The organism is Thalassotalea sp. 273M-4, from assembly GCF_041410465.1.
Classification (GTDB): domain Bacteria; phylum Pseudomonadota; class Gammaproteobacteria; order Enterobacterales; family Alteromonadaceae; genus Thalassotalea_A; species Thalassotalea_A aquiviva.
Map to the genome: position 1 here is coordinate 115922 of NZ_CP166961.1, position 17054 is coordinate 132975.

At 36.2% G+C, this 17054-nt stretch carries 13 protein-coding genes; 3 read left to right on the forward strand and 10 right to left on the reverse strand.

Features of this window, described 5'->3' with window-relative positions; genetic code table 11:
* Positions 1-47: 47 nt before the first annotated feature.
* Entirely contained in the window at positions 48-971 is a 924-nt protein-coding gene (locus ACAY00_RS00505) for a hypothetical protein (RefSeq protein WP_371375748.1), read from the forward strand.
* Between the two features lie 59 nt (positions 972-1030).
* On the opposite strand, the gene ACAY00_RS00510 is transcribed toward ACAY00_RS00505, so the two are convergent.
* From ACAY00_RS00510 to ACAY00_RS00525, 4 genes are all read right to left on the reverse strand, one after another.
* Positions 1031-2254, reverse strand: coding sequence for a polysaccharide pyruvyl transferase family protein (locus tag ACAY00_RS00510; RefSeq protein ID WP_371375751.1), 1224 nt, complete (start codon positions 2252-2254; stop codon positions 1031-1033).
* A gap of 332 nt (positions 2255-2586) precedes the next feature.
* Positions 2587-3687, reverse strand: coding sequence for an acyltransferase family protein (locus ACAY00_RS00515; protein ID WP_371375754.1), 1101 nt, complete (start codon positions 3685-3687; stop codon positions 2587-2589).
* Positions 3671-4684 carry a hypothetical protein gene (locus ACAY00_RS00520; protein WP_371375757.1) on the reverse strand — a complete coding sequence of 338 codons (1014 nt, stop codon included), beginning with the start codon at positions 4682-4684 and terminating at the stop codon, positions 3671-3673. Before ACAY00_RS00520 ends, ACAY00_RS00515 begins: the two co-directional genes overlap by 17 nt.
* A 28-nt stretch (positions 4685-4712) precedes the next feature.
* Positions 4713-6155: an oligosaccharide flippase family protein gene (locus tag ACAY00_RS00525; protein WP_371375759.1), complete on the reverse strand. Its 1443-nt coding sequence runs from the start codon at positions 6153-6155 to the stop codon at positions 4713-4715.
* Between the two features lie 508 nt (positions 6156-6663).
* On the opposite strand from ACAY00_RS00525, the gene ACAY00_RS00530 reads away from it, so the two are divergent.
* Positions 6664-8778: a nitrous oxide reductase family maturation protein NosD gene (locus tag ACAY00_RS00530; RefSeq protein ID WP_371375762.1), complete on the forward strand. Its 2115-nt coding sequence runs from the start codon at positions 6664-6666 to the stop codon at positions 8776-8778.
* Positions 8779-8917: 139 nt separating this feature from the next.
* On the forward strand, positions 8918-10057 hold the full coding sequence (locus ACAY00_RS00535; RefSeq protein WP_371375765.1) for a glycosyltransferase family 2 protein: 1140 nt from the start codon (positions 8918-8920) through the stop codon (positions 10055-10057).
* An 82-nt stretch (positions 10058-10139) separates the two neighbouring features.
* On the opposite strand, the gene ACAY00_RS00540 is transcribed toward ACAY00_RS00535, so the two are convergent.
* From ACAY00_RS00540 to xrt, 6 genes are all read right to left on the reverse strand, one after another.
* Complete coding sequence (locus ACAY00_RS00540; protein WP_371375767.1) at positions 10140-11135, reverse strand: polysaccharide deacetylase family protein; 996 nt, start codon at positions 11133-11135, stop codon at positions 10140-10142.
* A gap of 8 nt (positions 11136-11143) precedes the next feature.
* Complete coding sequence (locus ACAY00_RS00545) at positions 11144-12160, reverse strand: hypothetical protein (RefSeq protein ID WP_371375770.1); 1017 nt, start codon at positions 12158-12160, stop codon at positions 11144-11146.
* Positions 12161-12407: 247 nt separating this feature from the next.
* Complete coding sequence (locus ACAY00_RS00550) at positions 12408-13544, reverse strand: glycosyltransferase (protein WP_371375773.1); 1137 nt, start codon at positions 13542-13544, stop codon at positions 12408-12410.
* On the reverse strand, positions 13541-14599 hold the full coding sequence (locus ACAY00_RS00555) for a glycosyltransferase family 4 protein (protein ID WP_371375776.1): 1059 nt from the start codon (positions 14597-14599) through the stop codon (positions 13541-13543). Before ACAY00_RS00555 ends, ACAY00_RS00550 begins: the two co-directional genes overlap by 4 nt.
* Positions 14596-15705, reverse strand: a complete 1110-nt coding sequence (locus ACAY00_RS00560) for a GNAT family N-acetyltransferase (protein ID WP_371375778.1) — start codon at positions 15703-15705, stop codon at positions 14596-14598. Before ACAY00_RS00560 ends, ACAY00_RS00555 begins: the two co-directional genes overlap by 4 nt.
* Positions 15692-17044 carry an exosortase gene (gene xrt, locus ACAY00_RS00565; protein ID WP_371375781.1) on the reverse strand — a complete coding sequence of 451 codons (1353 nt, stop codon included), beginning with the start codon at positions 17042-17044 and terminating at the stop codon, positions 15692-15694. Before xrt ends, ACAY00_RS00560 begins: the two co-directional genes overlap by 14 nt.
* Positions 17045-17054 lie beyond the last annotated feature (10 nt).

Here is a 17054-nt window from a genome sequence, read left to right on the forward strand (position 1 = left end):
ACAGTATTGATGATAATTATTTTAGTCCAAATTGGAGGAAATAAGTTATGGCAAAAATCAATAAAAAAGTAGGTTTTTGTATCGCTTCTCCTCATCGAAACGAAAATTGGTATGATTGGCGTGTATATAATAATTTGAAGCAGGAATTACAACGACTTGGCTACGTTTATGAAAAAAATGCGAAAAACCGTATTTACTTTTTTGGTGGTGCTTTATTGAACGCATATCCAGATGTCAATACGTTTAATCACAACAGTAATAACATCGCGCTGGTTTACTCTCATTCTTATGCAGTTAACAGCTTTGAAGGGTTTAATCATATTTTTGTCGCCAGCCCAACCATGAAAAAGTTTCTTTGGTATCGAAAAATACGTCGAATGCTAAAGTTAAATTTTAACTATATTCCACGATATACAGGGATAGATATACTGCCTCCTTTCTCTTCATTAACGCCTAATGTTGAATATCGAAAAGAATATGATTGTGATATTTCGTTTGTTGGTAACATAAGGGTGCGTCCCATTGTGGAAGATATTTTAGAAATTGTCGAAAAACATCAATTAGACTTTAAGATTTTTGGTCATGATTGGCAAAACTATCAAGGAAATAAGGCCGCATTGAAATATTGGCAGGGAGATGTCATTCCTTATCAAGATATTCCGTCATTGGCTGCTAATTCAAAAGTTTGTCTTATTGACCATCATCAAGATATGAAAAGAGAGGCCACGGTGAGTCATAAATATATTGATTTACTGATGTCAGGCGGATGTTTAATTTGTGATAACAATCCTGGTGCTTATCAATATAAAGGTTTGGTATATAAAGATAAAATCTCTTTAGAGCGACTTGTTCTAGACTTGATAGCTAAAAGGACCCTAAGAGAGAGTATTCGAGATAGACAGTATGAAAAAGTTAAAGAATTGACTACCGCCAATGCAGCAAAGGTATTAGCCTTAAAATTCATTGCTTAGTGTGGCCAGAACTTTCAGGTTTTGACTTAATGAATCGCATTTAGGCCTTATGAGGTAAGTTAATCTAAAGTCTGATATGTGTTAAATGAGAAAAGCTTTTTGTTATTCGCTTGAACAAGCTTTTTTAACTTTTCAGAATTTTCTTTCAACTGAGAATCATAACAAAGCAAAAAAGAGGTTAGAGAGGTAATGTCTTGAACCGAATAGCACCTATTGAAAGGGAAAAAACTCCAATCCTTTAGAAATGAATCTAATTTACCTACTTTGGGGTTTATCCCAAAGTGTGGAATTCCAAAAGACATCGCGGTTATAACACCATGCAAACTCGTACCAATGTAACATTCTGAGTGCTTTATTAAATACATTATTTCCCATATATTTAGATTATATTTAATGTCAGATATATTGGGGATTAATTTATGCAACTTTAGGAGTAATTCGTAATCATCATGACCAGCAGCGTAGCCAATGGGGAGTAATAAAATGCGCTTATTAGTCCTGTTATAAGCTTCACTTAGCTTTATCGCTAAATTTTCTATTGAGTCCCCAAGTTTTTTTGGCGCGGCTTGGAAAATTAGATAGGATGAATCAACAAAGTGTTTCACATTAGAACTAACATTTTGATTTAGAAACTCGTCAGAACACAAGTCTGACATGAGAAAAGCAGAGTCAGGGTAAAGCTCAACAGAAGGGATTGTAGTTGAAAGACTGTAAAGATTGTTTAATGTTTTGGTATCTCTAGCGGATATATATGTTGCTTTCTCAAGCCTTGCTTTAATAGCGACCTGCTCTAGCATAGGAACAGTGGAAAACCCACCTCCTACGGTATTGTACCTCACGGAAACCTTTTCGGGTAAATGTAGTGGCTCAGGTAAATATGGGTAGTCCCAAGGGCTTTTATATACTAAGTCGACAAACGCTTTAAAAGATTTACGAATCACTGACCTACTACTATTACTAAAGAGCGAAAAAATACGACTTAGTCGCTTGGGTTTTGGCATATGAAAATAAAGAGTCAAGTTAGAGGTGCACAGTACAGCACCTCCAACAACGATGATTACATCATCAGAAGTTAATTTTTTAATCACACTCGATATGTTCTGAGAAGGTAGACACCCATATTGAGATAAATCTGAGTCGCTAATAGAACTGTAAACTAATTCATAACTTTCGAGTAAACTTGGTTGGTATTTTTCTAAATACATTTTCAATAATATTGGCATTAGATTATCCCCATAGTTATACCTATCGAAAGCACCATACAAGACAATTTTATTTTTCATTTTAATCCTATAGATTTTCTATATTTTGCATTGCATTGTTAGATCTAAGCGCAATAGCTATTTGTGGAAGCTCAACCAATACTCAAAGGTATCTTTCTGAGTATAAATCTCTAGCCCAAGATAAATCGTATATTTTATAAAATAGCCTATTTTGAAAACCAAACAATATGTTTAAACATATTTAATGTGCTATTTTTAAAGGTTTTTAATCTAATCCATCCTAACTTTTAATTTAGGTAGCTAAATTCATTTTGATTAAATGTGCAGCTCAAATATAACTCTATTGAAGCATTTGACCAGTTTCCTCGATAAGCATTTTGAAAAAGTATCTGTTAACCAAAGGAAGAATTAGCCTGTTTCGGTTTTAGAACCTTATCTTTGCTGGCAAATTGAATAAATGGTTTCTCGATAAAGGTAAAAGTCAAACTAGATATTAGCAAAGTAAGGAATAACACAACCCATGCATTGACAGGGGTGTGGATGTTAAAGTGCCTTATAAGGTCGATAACGACTGGGTGTATCAAGTATACGCTGAAACTGATTTTACCTAAATATCTGAGATAATTGTGACTAAGAAAGCGACAGATTAGAGTTTTCGAGTTGATCAATGAAATAAGTAAAACACTCCATATAACACAATACAATACTCTTTCTCTAGAAAAGTAATTCGGAGAGACTGGCTCAACCAATATAGAATATATTGACGGGATGGTCAGAATAAAAGCCAATATACTTAGGTAGCACAGCAGTGAAAATAAATATTTAGGGATAATTTTAACATTAGAGCATCTATCAATAAATGCTTGTAAACAAGCTAAAATAGTACCAAACAAAAATACTGGGAAGTACTGAGCTAAATCGGTGGGTTTGTTTTTAAATGATACTTCTGGAAATGACCAAAGTAACGCTAAAATAAGAGCAAACAAGACAACAATGGCAGCGACTACCCCCTTATTTAGTAACTTAGCCGAAAACCAAGCTACAAAGGGAAGAAAAAAATAATACTTAAATTCAACAGCAATACTCCAAGTTACACCTTTTCCTGCTAAAAGTAGTATATGTTGAAAAAACTCGCTTATTGTTAACTGAAAAGGGATTGCCCACTCTTTCGGACCAAAAAAGTGATTTAACACTAGGGATGATGACAACCCTGCTAATAAATACAAGAAATACAGCGGACATATACGAAAAAATCGGCGTCGCCAATAACGAACCATAGCATCATGACTAAAAATATCCTGATGATATTTGAGCATAGGATAGGTCAGTAAAAATGAGCTGAGTATAAAAAACAAATAAACACCAGATTTTCCTGTGCCAGAAAAATCAAAGTAAGGTAAAAGAAAAAAATCGACATTACTCGTATGACTAAGTAGTACAATGAGAGCTGCAATCCCTCTTAAACCGTCAAGAGATTTAATTTGAAATAGCATGGATACCCTTTGGGTTGCATTGTCTTTGTTGCCATTTTTGACTTAATTTTTCAATGTTCTCCTTGCTCATGATAAATTGCTCAGGGATAGCAATGTTATTTTCAATAATAGGAATAAATTTTTTCTTAAACTTTAATCGATATTGTTTTTTTAAATCATATTTCTCCATTAACGGTTTCGGTCGAGTTAATTTACCTACCCACGCATCAACAACCCCTCCTAAGTCAAGAGCAATACCGCCTCTTTCCTTAATTGTCTGGCAATAACCTTTACCTACAATGCCTGCGCCAACAATAAACACCATGCCGGGGTACTTTACGTCAATTTTAGTGCTTAGTTCATAGTATGCAGTAGGGTAGTGGCGCTTAGCATTTTGGCTTTGTCGTTCAAATTTGTCAGGTATTTGGTAATGAACTATATCAGCCGATAATGCTTCTTGCATTACATGGCCAATCTCCTTTCTTGAACTGATGATTCCTACAGATTGTTGATTTTGTAAAATATAAGGCAAGGCTCCTGAACTAAAAAAATCCCAACCTATAAACTGACTACAAATATTTTGTAACTTGTTTGATGGCCATATTGTCAGTTGCTTGTGAAGCATTGATATTCTTTTCGCATCCTTGTATGGCAATGATTTTTCAACTTGACGAAGATTAAAAGCCTGCTTGAAGGCTTGCATAAACCGCTCTGTACTGTGATAAGCATCAGGATTAAATGTAACTCCTAAAATGTCATCCCTAACTCCAATAAGATCAGCATTATTTATAGTTTGTTTTAATATTTTTTGAATAGAATAGGTTTGCTCAATCGTACAATCTGGTCCAAAGTGTTCCCTTAAGTAGTCAACATCTGCCATGGTTGATTTTTCAGAAAAATCAAGCATGGCACCTTCACCATCACCTAAACGAATGAAGCTAAAAGGAACTCTCTTTGTTGCCATGTTGACAAGGTGTTGGCAAAACTCATCTATCTGTAAGAACCTATTAGTTAACATATTGAATATCTCTATTGTTTATGATGTTTTAACTTTGTTTTATGATGGCTTTAAATTCATTAACTATGGTTTTATTGAAGACATGAACAGTGAAAATATATGTTAATGTCCCAACAAAAATTAAGATGCATAGATTGAGCAAGGTGATCTCAGGGAGCTGCAACTTCACGCCAGAAACTAATATATACATTGCTAATGATGCAAAAAATGGCTCCTTAAAAGGACGTAAAAAATCAATAATGTTACGGGAGAGCTGATGCGCATTACGCAATAATAAAATCAGATACATTAATGGATAAACGGTAATCCAAACACCAATAATTCCAATAACACCAAATTGAATACCTATAATGAGTCCAATAAACATGGCTAATATTAACAAACTGATGTTCTTAATTAGGTGTTCTACTTTACCCATTCCACGGAATGCAGGAAAGAATAGTTCTTCGCTAAATCTTAACGGCATAATTAACAGAAGCAGAGTGGTCGGTAAAATAGCTGGAATCCATTTTTCGCCGAGAAAAATAGGAATAATATAATCACAGGTTACAGAAATTCCCCAGAATACTGGAAAAGTGATTAACAAACTTATCTTTTGAGCTTTGAGTATGTAATTAGCGATAAGTTTGGGCTGCTGTTGAATTTTAGAAAATGCCGGAAAAGCAACTTTACGAATTAAAGGGAGTAGCTTTTTGAGAGGCATCAGTGCAAGCTGAGTTGCGATTGCAAAAAAACCGATCTCAGCAGCACTTAAAACTCGACCGGCAATAGTAATATCTAGATAAGAAAACGCATGTATGAGTAGGGCGTGAATACCTATCAGTCCTCCAAACTTTAACAAATCTTTGGTTCCTGACCAGTTAAAACTTGGCATCACCCAATACGGGTTAATAACATTGACTAAAAAAGCTTTTAACCCCGCACCTATTATTTGACCAATGATGATAGACCAGAATCCATAGCCTTGGTATGCAAGAAACAAGGTGAGTGACGCTGAAGTTATATTCGCAAAGGCGGTAATTAAAGAGATGGCTTTAAAGGCCATCTTCTTATTTAACAGTGCTGAAGGAATCAACATAAACATGTTGAATAAAAAGCATATAGCTGTTGCTTTAAGAACAAAGCCGACTTGCTCAGAATTGAAATATCGAGCAATACTTGAAGCGAGAAAAAATTGTAATAAGAATAACCCCGAATAAACACAGACTATCATTCCAAACAGCTTTCTCATTTCCTCTCTTTCGATCGTTTGCTTTTGAATGATAATAGGCCCAAAAAAGGAACCGGCAGTTAGAAGTAAAAAGCTAAAAAATATATCTGCCATGACAACGATGCCATAATCTTCAGGCATCAATAAACGGATCACCCAAAAAGTTATCAGCCAAGAGTAAACCTGACTTGTAATTTTACATGCTGTAACCCATTTCAATGAGTGCAAGACTTGATGCTTTAAATTTACTGACTCAGACATCTTTAATCCGTTGATTGATGATAAGTAAAATAAAATTGTACTTATATCAATATGTTATTTTTATCACTTAAATTTTAGCCTATGGCGATATATGTAGATGGTTGTTATAAAGAATGGGTGAAACTTTACTTCAAAGGGTATTGATGCCAATTGAAATATGTAATGAAATTAATTGTTATCCAACCTTCACTTTTGAGTATTGTTTAAAATATCAATTTGACCAAGTTTTAATTACTGTATTTTTTATTATATATATGATTTTTAAGTTTTATTTTTGTCCGATGTTTTGCTTTTAATGCCTTGTTATCGTTAAGGTGCTGGTCGGTATTTGAATAGAAATATTTGGTAAAACTAATTTATAGATAAATAAAATTACGTTAATGAGTATTCGAAGGTGTAAAAAATAAAGACTATAGTTAAATAAAACTTTAAAGTATAAAAAGAGAAAAATATTCGTATGTTCAGATTCCTAATCCTGCTGATAGTCTTTTGTCATTGTTATTCTGCTATGGCTAAAGAGTGCACGGTGTTGCCTGATGATAATATCTGGAATACTAAAGTTATTAATGCACCTGAACATCAACAATCTCAAACATGGTTAGATTCAATTCCCGAGAACGCTAATTTACATCCTGATTTTGGCGCAGGCTTATATAAGTCTGCGAAAATAGGGATCCCTGTCAACTATGTTGATAACTCAACACCGTTAAAAAAAGTCTTATTTAAATATCATAATGAGAGTGATCATCAGCTCTATCCAATCCCTAATTTTGTTCAAATAGAAGGGGGGGCAAAATCTAAAGGCGATCGTCATATCATCGCGTTAAATACAGATACCTGTACTCTTTATGAAATCTTTAATGCCAGAAGGCGAACTGATGGTAAATGGACTGGAGGCTCTGGTGCCATTTTTGACCTATCTTCCAATACCTTAAGACCTAAAGGGTGGACATCAGCCGATGCCGCAGGTTTGCCCATTTACCCTGGACTAGTAAAGTATTCAGAAGTTGCAAGTGGTGAAATTAATCATGCTTTGCGTTTTACGTTAACAAAAACTGGGCGCCATTATGTTTGGCCAGCTAGGCATTTTGCTTCAAGATATAAAGGAAATAAATATCCCCCAATGGGAGCAAGGCTGAGACTTAAGTCTACAGTGGATCCTGATAACTTTTCTGATCAAGTTAAGCCTATTGTTAAAGCATTACAAACCTATGGAATGATTTTAGCTGATAATGGCGGTGACTTATTTATTACCGGTATACCAGATGAAAACTGGCGTAATCAAGATTTAAAAGAGTTGGCAACGTTAAACAAAAATCAGTTTGAATTTGTCGATGTATCTAGCTATCAAATTGCCGAAAATTCAGGCTTGGCTGATCCAAATAACCTTAATGGGATTATTTCTAAACAGTCTCATAAGACAGTGTCTAAACCACTTGTTTTAAACAATAAAGCTAACTATATCAATGGCTTTTATGTTTCACCAAATGGTCGGGATGCTAATGATGGCTCTTTTTCTTCACCCTGGAGAACGATACAACATGCCGCCAATTTAGCAGAACCAGGTGATGTGATTAATATACTGTCTGGTTCATACGCGCCCTTTATTGTAAAACGCAACGGCATGGCTGACAAGCCTATCACTTTTAATGGTAATGGTAGCATTATCGATGGTTGGTTTAACAGTAATAGAGACGGTATTGAGATCTCAGCCAACCATATTGTGGTTCGGGGCTTCAAAATTAAATATGCCAACAGAGCTGGAATAAGCGCATTAAATTGTAAAAATGTTTTAATTGAAGAGAATGAAGTAAATGAGAGTAAAGTTTGGGGGATATTTACCGGCTTTTGTGATGATTTAATTGTTCATAGAAATGTCGCGTCAAACTCTCAGAAAGAGCATGGGATTTATATATCTAATACTTCGCAAAATATTCAAGTATCTAATAATCATGTATTTGGCAACTATGCTTCAGGAATTCATTTAAATGGTGATCGGCATATGGGTAAAGAGGGCATCATTAAAAACGCCAAGATTTATAATAATAAAATTATTGATAATGGTACACGAGGTGGTTCAGGTATTAATTTGGACGGCGTTCAGTATTCCTTAGTGTTTAACAACATACTCGATAACAATCGAGGTAATGGCATCGCCTTGTTTAAAATTGATGGTGGCGAGAGTTCCAAATATAACAAAATTATTCATAACACGGTTATTATGCCCAGTAATGGCCGTTGGTGTGCTTTATTTAAAAATGGCAGCATATTTAATCAATTTATTAACAATATTTGTTTAAACCAGCACTCATATCGAGGCGCCATCACTATTGATAATGCATCTTTAGAAGGGTTTTACAGTAATAATAATGTGTTATCAGATCGTTTTACCTTTGATGGGGGAGAGTCGGTTATTAATTTTGCGAATTGGCAAGGTAGGTCGAAGCAGGACGGCAACAGTGCCTTATTGAGAAAAACATCATTGGATAATTTTATCAACCGTATTAATTACCAAGTAAATTCGCAAGTAATTGGTATTGAAGGCCTTTTGATTGAAGGAATAGAGCATGATTTTCATGGTCAAAAAAGAAAACCACCCATAACCGTCGGGGCCATACAGTAACTCTTCTATAGTTGTGGGTTGTTATTTACTATCAGCTTCTATTTTATTTAAATGACGGACTTTATTTGCTAGCTAACAAATTGAATTCTATAATTTTTATTGTGCTGTAAATTAAATTTTATAAGGTGTTGTAATAGGAATGGCTGTTGTTTTTGTTTTTAGCTCTTTAATGATTATTTACACCTTTGTGTTATACCCAATTACGGTATTCTTACTTGCCAGATTTAAAACTTCACAGTCAAAAATCTCCGCGAAGTCAAAGCCCAAAGGTGAGCTACCTAAAATCACTGTCATCATGGTGGTTTATAATGAAAGCGATAAAATCTTAGCCAAACTCAACAACATATTTTCGAGTGACTACCCTTCTGAAAAATTATCCATCATTGTTGCCTCTGATGGTTCAAACGACAACACTGTTGATCTTATTAATAGCTGTGGTTATCGCAATGTAAATTGCCTTGCTTTTAAACAACGGAGGGGGAAAGCGGCTTGTCTTAATGATGCCGTTGCACATGCTAAAACCGATTATTTAATCATGTGTGATGTTAGGCAAATGATCGCTTCTAATGCGATAGCATCATTGATTAGCACCCTGCAAAGTCCCGACGTTGGAGCCGTAAGCGGAGAGCTAACGTTTACCCAAGAAGGCGAAAACAGTTACTCGAAAGGGATTGATGCTTATTGGCGCTATGAAAAGTTTGTGCGCCAAAACGAGTCTAATATCAATTCAACGGTTGGTGTGACTGGGGCTTTATATGCAATGAAAAAGTCTCTCTATACAAGCATACCATCAGGGACTATCTTAGATGATGTCTTGATCCCAATGAATGTGGTCATGCAGGGTAAAAGAGTTTTATTTCAACAAGATGCTATTGCTGTTGATGTACCATCTAATGATCCTGAGCGGGAGAAGAACCGAAAAAAACGTACTTTAGCCGGTAATTTTCAATTGCTGGCGTTAAATAAAAATATTTTAAATCCGTTTAAAAACCCTATATTTTTTCAGTTTATTTCACATAAATTATTTCGCCTATTATCACCTTATTTTATGTTATTGGCGTTGTTATCTAATATGTTGATTGTCGAACAACATGGCTTTTTTAAAATAACCCTAATTATCCAATGTAGCTTTTATGCCTTTGCTATTATTGGAAAACTGACGCCACGATTACATAATGTATCGGTGTTTCGAGTCGCTCTTGCATTTGTATCTTTGAATTGGTTTGCGGTGTTAGGTTTATTGGAATATCTAAAATCAGACAAGACTTATCTTTGGTGAAACAAAGCCGTGGATGCTTGCCACAAGGTTACTTTCATAATTGCGATGCGAGTGAATGCTAGAGAACCTAATCGAGCAAGCTTTAAAGATTAAACAATACCTTTAGTTTCATCTCTTTCACTCTCTCATCATCAATACTAAAGCGGTTGAGATCAAAATGATTAATGGCTTTTCTATTCAACCCCGGTATATTGTTAAAGCCGAGGATGTAACCCGCTTTTTGCGCAATAGCTTGGGTTTCTGGCGTATAGCTGTCTTTCACCCCTACAGGATAAACAATGGCATTGATTTCTTTTTGGGTTTCCAGTTCTATGAGGTGTTTAGACTTCTCTAGTTCAACCGTTTGTTCATCAGGGCTTAATTGCGACAAAATACGATGGCTTATGGTGTGAGAACCAATTTCCATACCACTGTCAATTAAGGTCATAACATCAGCCCAATTCATAAAAAGATTCCCTTGTGATTTTGCTAACTTTTGGCAAGCCTGCGGAAAGGTCTGTCTTAAATCCGCCAATACTTGATGAATAAGCAGTTCTTTGTGCGATTTAGCTTGGGTAATGATGTGCTTTATTTGCCAGTCGATATTTTCTTCTTCTAAGTCATAGGTTTGATCTATAAGAGGGATTTTATATTGATGACCGACTGAGTTTCTTAAGATAAAAGAAATTTCATCCCACCATGGTATGGTGTTATTACTGATTAAATCGGTAGTAATAAAAAAGCTAGCATGTACATGATGTTTTTTTAAAATCGGCAGTATGGTTTCAATACAATCAATATAACCATCATCTATGGTGATTAAGGCATACTTATCGTCATCTAAGTTATTATTAGCTAGCATCTCGATTAGTTGCAGTTGATTAACCACGGTAAAGGTAGATTTAATTTCAATAATTTGCTGTTCAAAAGCTTCAGCACTACAGGAAAACACATTGCGATCGAATTCACACTGATATTTATCACCTATTCGATGATAGTTAAAAACATAGACCCCGTTGGGTAGATACCGCCATAGAAAATTACTGAGGTTCGCTGTCACCACGATTTTTTTGAAAATCCGTTTTAATAAACTTTTCATAGTAATGTTTAAACCTTGTTCTCAAAACTAGGTCTTGGCAAAATGAAATCTCGATATTCATTCGGGTTGCCATTTTTTCCTGCTTCAGCCGCTTTTACTATGTTGTACATCTCTCGTGCCGAGACATAATGTAATAAATAGTTTTTGCCATCATTATATTTCGAGCCTAAATATTGATGCATTTCATCTCTTGCTTGCCCTAGCAAGGTGTCCATATCGTGTTCTTGAGCACCATGGGTATGAACTTTGATAAATATCCAGTCTTCTTTACCTTTTACATGAATATGAGAGTTGACCCATTGGTCTATGCGCTCTTTAATTGGAGGGCACGAAGTGCGAATATCAGCATTCTCGATATGTGGGACTCCATAGGCTGTTCGCCACTTTAAATTTATGCCTATCGGTCCTTGTAGAATCATTAAATCACCAGATGAAGGGGTACCTACTTCAACATCGACACCATCATCGTGAGACTTGCAATGTCCATCCTTGCCGGTGGCATAGTAAATTGAATTGACCTTTTTGGTTTGCGCTTTACTCGGTGTCGAAGGTAATGTTAAGTCAACATAACAGCCCGTGTCTCGAAGCAGTGCCAATTCATTATTAATGCCACACATTTCACCATTGGGTAATGAGTTGTCCAAAGCCCAATTACCATGAATAAAGGCATACATGATTTGGCCGGTAACAGGATGGCGTGGAAGGGCTCCGTGCTGTTGATGTAAGGTATTGGCAAAATCGGTCATTGTCTGACAAAAGTTTTCTTTTGTATCATTTTCATGATGTAAGTGTATTTCTATTTCGCCAAAGCCTTGATGACACAAGTTTGAAAGCTTTGCTAAGTGCTCATAGCGGTATTCTTCTTGGGGGTAAAAAAAGCAATGTTTTGGGTGATAACCGTCTGAGTCGAGGTGTTTTATCGCCATTTTAGGATAGTCTTCACACCACCTATCGACACGAGAACGTTCGACATTAATATCAGACGTTTTCCAGCGAGGTTCAAAGTGGTCAACAAAACAGAACATTACATGAGTTAACTCGGGTTTATTAGGCCTTTTACATAAATCAATAAGATAAGGTAATAACCAAATGTCTATATTTTTTCGCTTAAGAAGGGCTATGAAAACAACGAAGATCAACACGAAAAGGATAAATAGATAAAACATTATTTTTGTTCCTTAAGGTTATTGCTGTCATGCTTTTCAACCACATTTTTATACCGAGGCATGTTGGTCTCAAATACTGTTTGTTGTTTTGTCATTATATCTAGCTTCATTTAGCCACCGCCTTATGCTCACAATGGGTCATAAAGCGGGTTAGCTTGGCGATGTTTTGCTCCCAAGTCAGGTTGCTGATGCTGTTTCTAACTTGCGCTGGTAACCAGTCTTTTTGTAGGCAAAGCTTTACACCTTCAACAATATGATTGGGGGCAGAAGTGTCAATAAGAATGCCGTTTTTATCGTTTACCACTTCAGGAATACCCCCAACTTTAGTCGCCACAACCGGAGTGCCGCAGGCTATGGCTTCCACAATAACGTTGGGTACGCCTTCACGGTGACTCGGTAAAATCAAGACATCGGCTAATTGAATAAAACTTACTATTTTGTCATGGTTTTGATGGCCTAAAAAATCAATATAAGAGCTGATATTCAATTCAGCAGCTTGCTTTTTTAAGTTATTGAATTCGGGTCCATTACCAATAAATTGAAACCTTAGCGAAGGGTTCGATTTGAGCAGAATATTGGCAGCATCGATAAGTTCAAACACCCCTTTAGTAGGGATTAAATTACCAATAAATAATATTGTTCTGGGTGTTTTAGGGCGAGCCTCTTTAAGCTGAAACTTATCAAAATTAACCCCGTTATAAATGGTTTTAACTCGAACCCCTGGTAAGATATTGGTCACTTTAGTTTGTAAGTTTTTACTCACGGTAAAAACCCCATCGGCCTGTTTAAATGCCCAGCGCAATAATGTTTTGTTAAATGCTTTTTCACTATGATAATTGACGTCTGTACCTAAACATTGGATCAGCAATTTAAAACCAAATAATTTTTTTAACAAAGCACAACATACTCCATCTGGTAGGGCAAAGCTGGCAATGACCATATCGGACTTGGCTAATACCCTGGCGGGCTTTATTGATAACAGCACCGAGAAAAATAAGAAAAAGCTGTTAAAGCTTTGCAGTACTTTCGGGATATGGAAAAAAGGAAAGTAGGTAATATGAGATGGTGTGGTTAATTGGCGAAATTTGCCAAGGTTTTTTACCCACATAAGCCAAGGAATGGGGACCACAATATTAAGTTCTACCTGTTTGGCTAATAAGCTGTATTGCTGAAAATTAAACGTACCAAGATACGGATTTACCGGATTTGGATACAAGCTGGTAAATAAGGTAACGCGCTTCATATAAAGCACCTTTTATAGTAATCATTATAATCTTGTGCCACTTGTGCGATGGAATAATGGCGCTGGACATATTGCTGAGCATTCACCCCATATTGTGTGATCAGTTCTGGATTGGCAGTGATTTGGTCTAGAATTTCGGTTAATTGAATGGCGTTAAGGCTGTCATAAAGCCAACCATTTTGGTGGTTATTGATGACGTTGGGGATAGCCCCCACTTTTGTCGATATCACTGGAATGGCGCGGGCCATAGATTCTAAGATCGACATTGGTAAGCCTTCTGTTTTTGAACACACCACCAGTAAATCTAAGCCATGGTAAATGCTTTCCTCATCTTTGATATTACCGGTAAATTCAACGGGGGTATGAGCAAGTTTTTGGGCACTATTTTTTAACTCACTTAGTAACGGACCATCACCAATGATTTTAATTTTAAAGGCCTGTTGCTGTTTTGCCTGCGCCATTGCTTGAAACAGCAACTCAACATTTTTTAGTTCAATCAAGCGACCAACAACACCAAGAATGATTTTTTCTTGTCGTGGCTTATCGGTTATGGGCTTTATGGTGACACCATTTTTAATCACCTCAATACATTGGCTGTTCCAACCATACCTTTTATTGACACTTTGTTTGGCCAAAGGGGAAACCGCCAAAGTAAAATTTAAATAACAACGTGCGAGTTGATGAGAAAGCTTCAGCAAGTTTTGTGGAGGATCCACTTCGCCATGGATGGTGTATATAACATGATGTTTTTTAAGTAAGAAAAAAATAGGTAGCAATGCTCGAATCACCGATGGTGAATGAATGTGAAGAATATCAGCATCTTTAATTAGATTTAGTAATTGGCGCAGGCGAGAGAATAAACCGCCTGTTAAATTATGCACCGTGATGTGATTTGACTCGATTTGGGCTTGCAAGTGGTCATTGCTTTTACCAAAGCTAATGACCTGAGCTTGATGCTGGCTTTTTTGCTGGGCAAGACTTAAGTTTTGCACAAACTTCTCTGCCCCACCTATATTTAAACTACTAACAATATGAAAAATACGTAAGCCTGTCATTTTTGTTGCACCAATCTATTGTCTTCCTTGTTGATAAATTTTTTTAATTTATTAAACCAAGAATAGAAAAAGTGTTTTTTGGGCTTTAACACTTTGTTTATATGTAAAAGATCATGGCGTTCACAGCCATAGAGCTTTTTGTAACTGTTCTTTTCAAAAGCCATCATAAAGTCATAAATTTCAGCATCGCAGTTTTTTATACTCCAAATATGCAATAAAAAACCTGGTGAAAGATGACCATATAACGTCTTATCCCAACCCGATTGATAAAAATACAGCACCTCGTTATCTTGCAGATAGTAGTTAATCGCAATAGGATTTTGGTTTACTTCAAGCACACTCATAGAGACATTGATGTTTGTTTTTGCCATTAACGTAAGGTGAAACTGATTGAACGGAATTTGGCCAAAAGCCCCTGATTTGCTGACGCTACGCCAACGCTTTGTATGCAAGCGATTAAGCGCTTGCCAATATGGCTCACAGTCTTCGTTGCGCAGCCAAAAAAATGAGTTATCACCTTGATTTAATTTGTTTATATTTCTTTTGTATTTGTACTTTGTACTTTTACTTAATTCATTTATAGACCACTTTTGGGTATTAATCAGGTAACGATAGGATTTTTTTATCGGACTTTTTTTTTGCCCCTGTGTTTTTAATATGGGTAAAGAGTTAATCAGGGCATTTGGTTTGATTGCATCAAACGTGATCAAATCTATGTTTAAACTTTGGAGCCAAGTATTGATGTAAGAAATGGCCGGTTGTTCAAAGCCGGGTAAACACAAAATGTCGCCATATTCAGAGCAAACTTCCATGCATTCATCTTCACCTTGCCCTAATAGATGCAGTGTTTTAAAAGCAAAGTGACGGTTATTTTGAATATAAAACGGAGTAAACACACAAAGCGTTTGCTCCGTATGTGCCACCAAAATTGCAAGTTGCCAGTTGGGTTGCCAAAATTGCGCTATCCAGTTTCGTAGCCAAGGGTAAGAGGTAAAGAGACTACCATGACGGCTTTGTTGGTTAAGTTGTTGCCATGAATCTCTTAGTTTGTCTAATTCATCAAGCGTTGTTAAGTGTTGCCAAATTAGCTGACTATTTACCGTCATATTGTAATCCCAATAAATTATCTGGGTATGCTACGGACCAATGAAAAGAGATATCTTTTCGGCTAATTAATGGATTCATAAGGCGAAATTTTTTCACCGCAGAAGAGGTGGCAAATCGTAGGCCGTCTGTTTGATAAAAAGACTTAATATGTACAATCTCAGAGCCGTTTATTATCTTACTTATAAGAACATCATCAACCTGCCTTTGCTCTAAAATCTGCCAGTTTGCAGGAATTGGTGAATTTAAATAAAAAGAGGGTTTGCAGGATAAATCGGCGCAATTAAATTGGTATACCTGCTCGATGCGCTGTTGGTTATCAGCGGTTTGCTCAACGGTTTTAACATCGGAATAAAAATAAACCTGTGGCTGTAATTGATGCCCTGAAGACTGACTTACAGTTGTTTTGCTGGTTTGGTTAAAATTTAGTGCCCATAAACTAGAAGAGCTTAAGGCAAAGAGGCCAACAATGATGCTTGTTAAGGTAAAGTTAGCGCCATGTCGATCACTAAGTGAAGTCCCCGTGTTGTTGTTTTCATCGGGTACTTGTTCAAAAGAGTTACCGTACCAAAACAGCAACAACATGAATGGTATAAAAATAAACCAACCTAATGAGTTGTGATCTTCAATTAAATCACTGGTCATATTGGTATATTCACCGATCAAAATAATCACCGTGATCCTTATCCAGTTGGTGATTAAGGCACCAATAATCGCTGCGCCAATGAATAAAATCGCGTGTTTTAATTTGTCCAAGTATAAAAAACTGTAAAGGCTAGATATGGCTAAAGAGACGATGATATAACGCAGGCCACTGCAGCCTTCAGCAATTTCAAATACCCCAGCAGGAATGGTAATAAACTGTTGCTCTACATAAATAGGTATATGTAAAAGGTTGAGAAAAAAGCTAACACAAATGACCGATAAGTCTTGTAATGGGGGCGATATTAAGCCCCAAACAGGCAATAAAAACACCAGATAACCGGCCGAAAAAACGATGCGCCAATCAAAGTTAAATAAAAATAATAAGGCCGACGTGAAGACCAGTAGCAAGGCTAGCCAATACCCCAAACTTAATTGCATATTGGTCGTTATAAACAGCAATAAGCAGCAGATAATAAATAAGGCACCCCAACCCAAGGCGATATTCTCTCTAAAGCGTAAACTCGACCTAGAGTGATAAAATAAATACGCACAAATGAAGGGGATCAAATAAGCATGTGAGTAGGTGCCATCATCAAAGCTGTAACGCCAAATGTTATTCGCAATGGGCAGATTAAATAGTAATAGCAATAAAAAGATGCTTAATATAGCCATTAGTGGGTAAGTATTTTTAGTCATAATGCTCGCC

Coding starts and splice junctions, on each gene's coding strand:
- ACAY00_RS00545 (WP_371375770.1), bottom strand. CDS start 12,160: ATGTTCTGTTTTGTTGACCACTTTGAACCTCGCTGGAAAACGTCTGAT.
- ACAY00_RS00535 (WP_371375765.1), top strand. CDS start 8,918: ATGGCTGTTGTTTTTGTTTTTAGCTCTTTAATGATTATTTACACCTTT.
- xrt (WP_371375781.1), bottom strand. CDS start 17,044: ATGACTAAAAATACTTACCCACTAATGGCTATATTAAGCATCTTTTTA.
- ACAY00_RS00510 (WP_371375751.1), bottom strand. CDS start 2,254: ATGAAAAATAAAATTGTCTTGTATGGTGCTTTCGATAGGTATAACTAT.
- ACAY00_RS00515 (WP_371375754.1), bottom strand. CDS start 3,687: ATGCTATTTCAAATTAAATCTCTTGACGGTTTAAGAGGGATTGCAGCT.
- ACAY00_RS00555 (WP_371375776.1), bottom strand. CDS start 14,599: ATGACAGGCTTACGTATTTTTCATATTGTTAGTAGTTTAAATATAGGT.
- ACAY00_RS00540 (WP_371375767.1), bottom strand. CDS start 11,135: ATGAAAAGTTTATTAAAACGGATTTTCAAAAAAATCGTGGTGACAGCG.
- ACAY00_RS00560 (WP_371375778.1), bottom strand. CDS start 15,705: ATGACGGTAAATAGTCAGCTAATTTGGCAACACTTAACAACGCTTGAT.
- ACAY00_RS00530 (WP_371375762.1), top strand. CDS start 6,664: ATGGCTAAAGAGTGCACGGTGTTGCCTGATGATAATATCTGGAATACT.
- ACAY00_RS00520 (WP_371375757.1), bottom strand. CDS start 4,684: ATGTTAACTAATAGGTTCTTACAGATAGATGAGTTTTGCCAACACCTT.
- ACAY00_RS00525 (WP_371375759.1), bottom strand. CDS start 6,155: ATGTCTGAGTCAGTAAATTTAAAGCATCAAGTCTTGCACTCATTGAAA.
- ACAY00_RS00550 (WP_371375773.1), bottom strand. CDS start 13,544: ATGAAGCGCGTTACCTTATTTACCAGCTTGTATCCAAATCCGGTAAAT.
- ACAY00_RS00505 (WP_371375748.1), top strand. CDS start 48: ATGGCAAAAATCAATAAAAAAGTAGGTTTTTGTATCGCTTCTCCTCAT.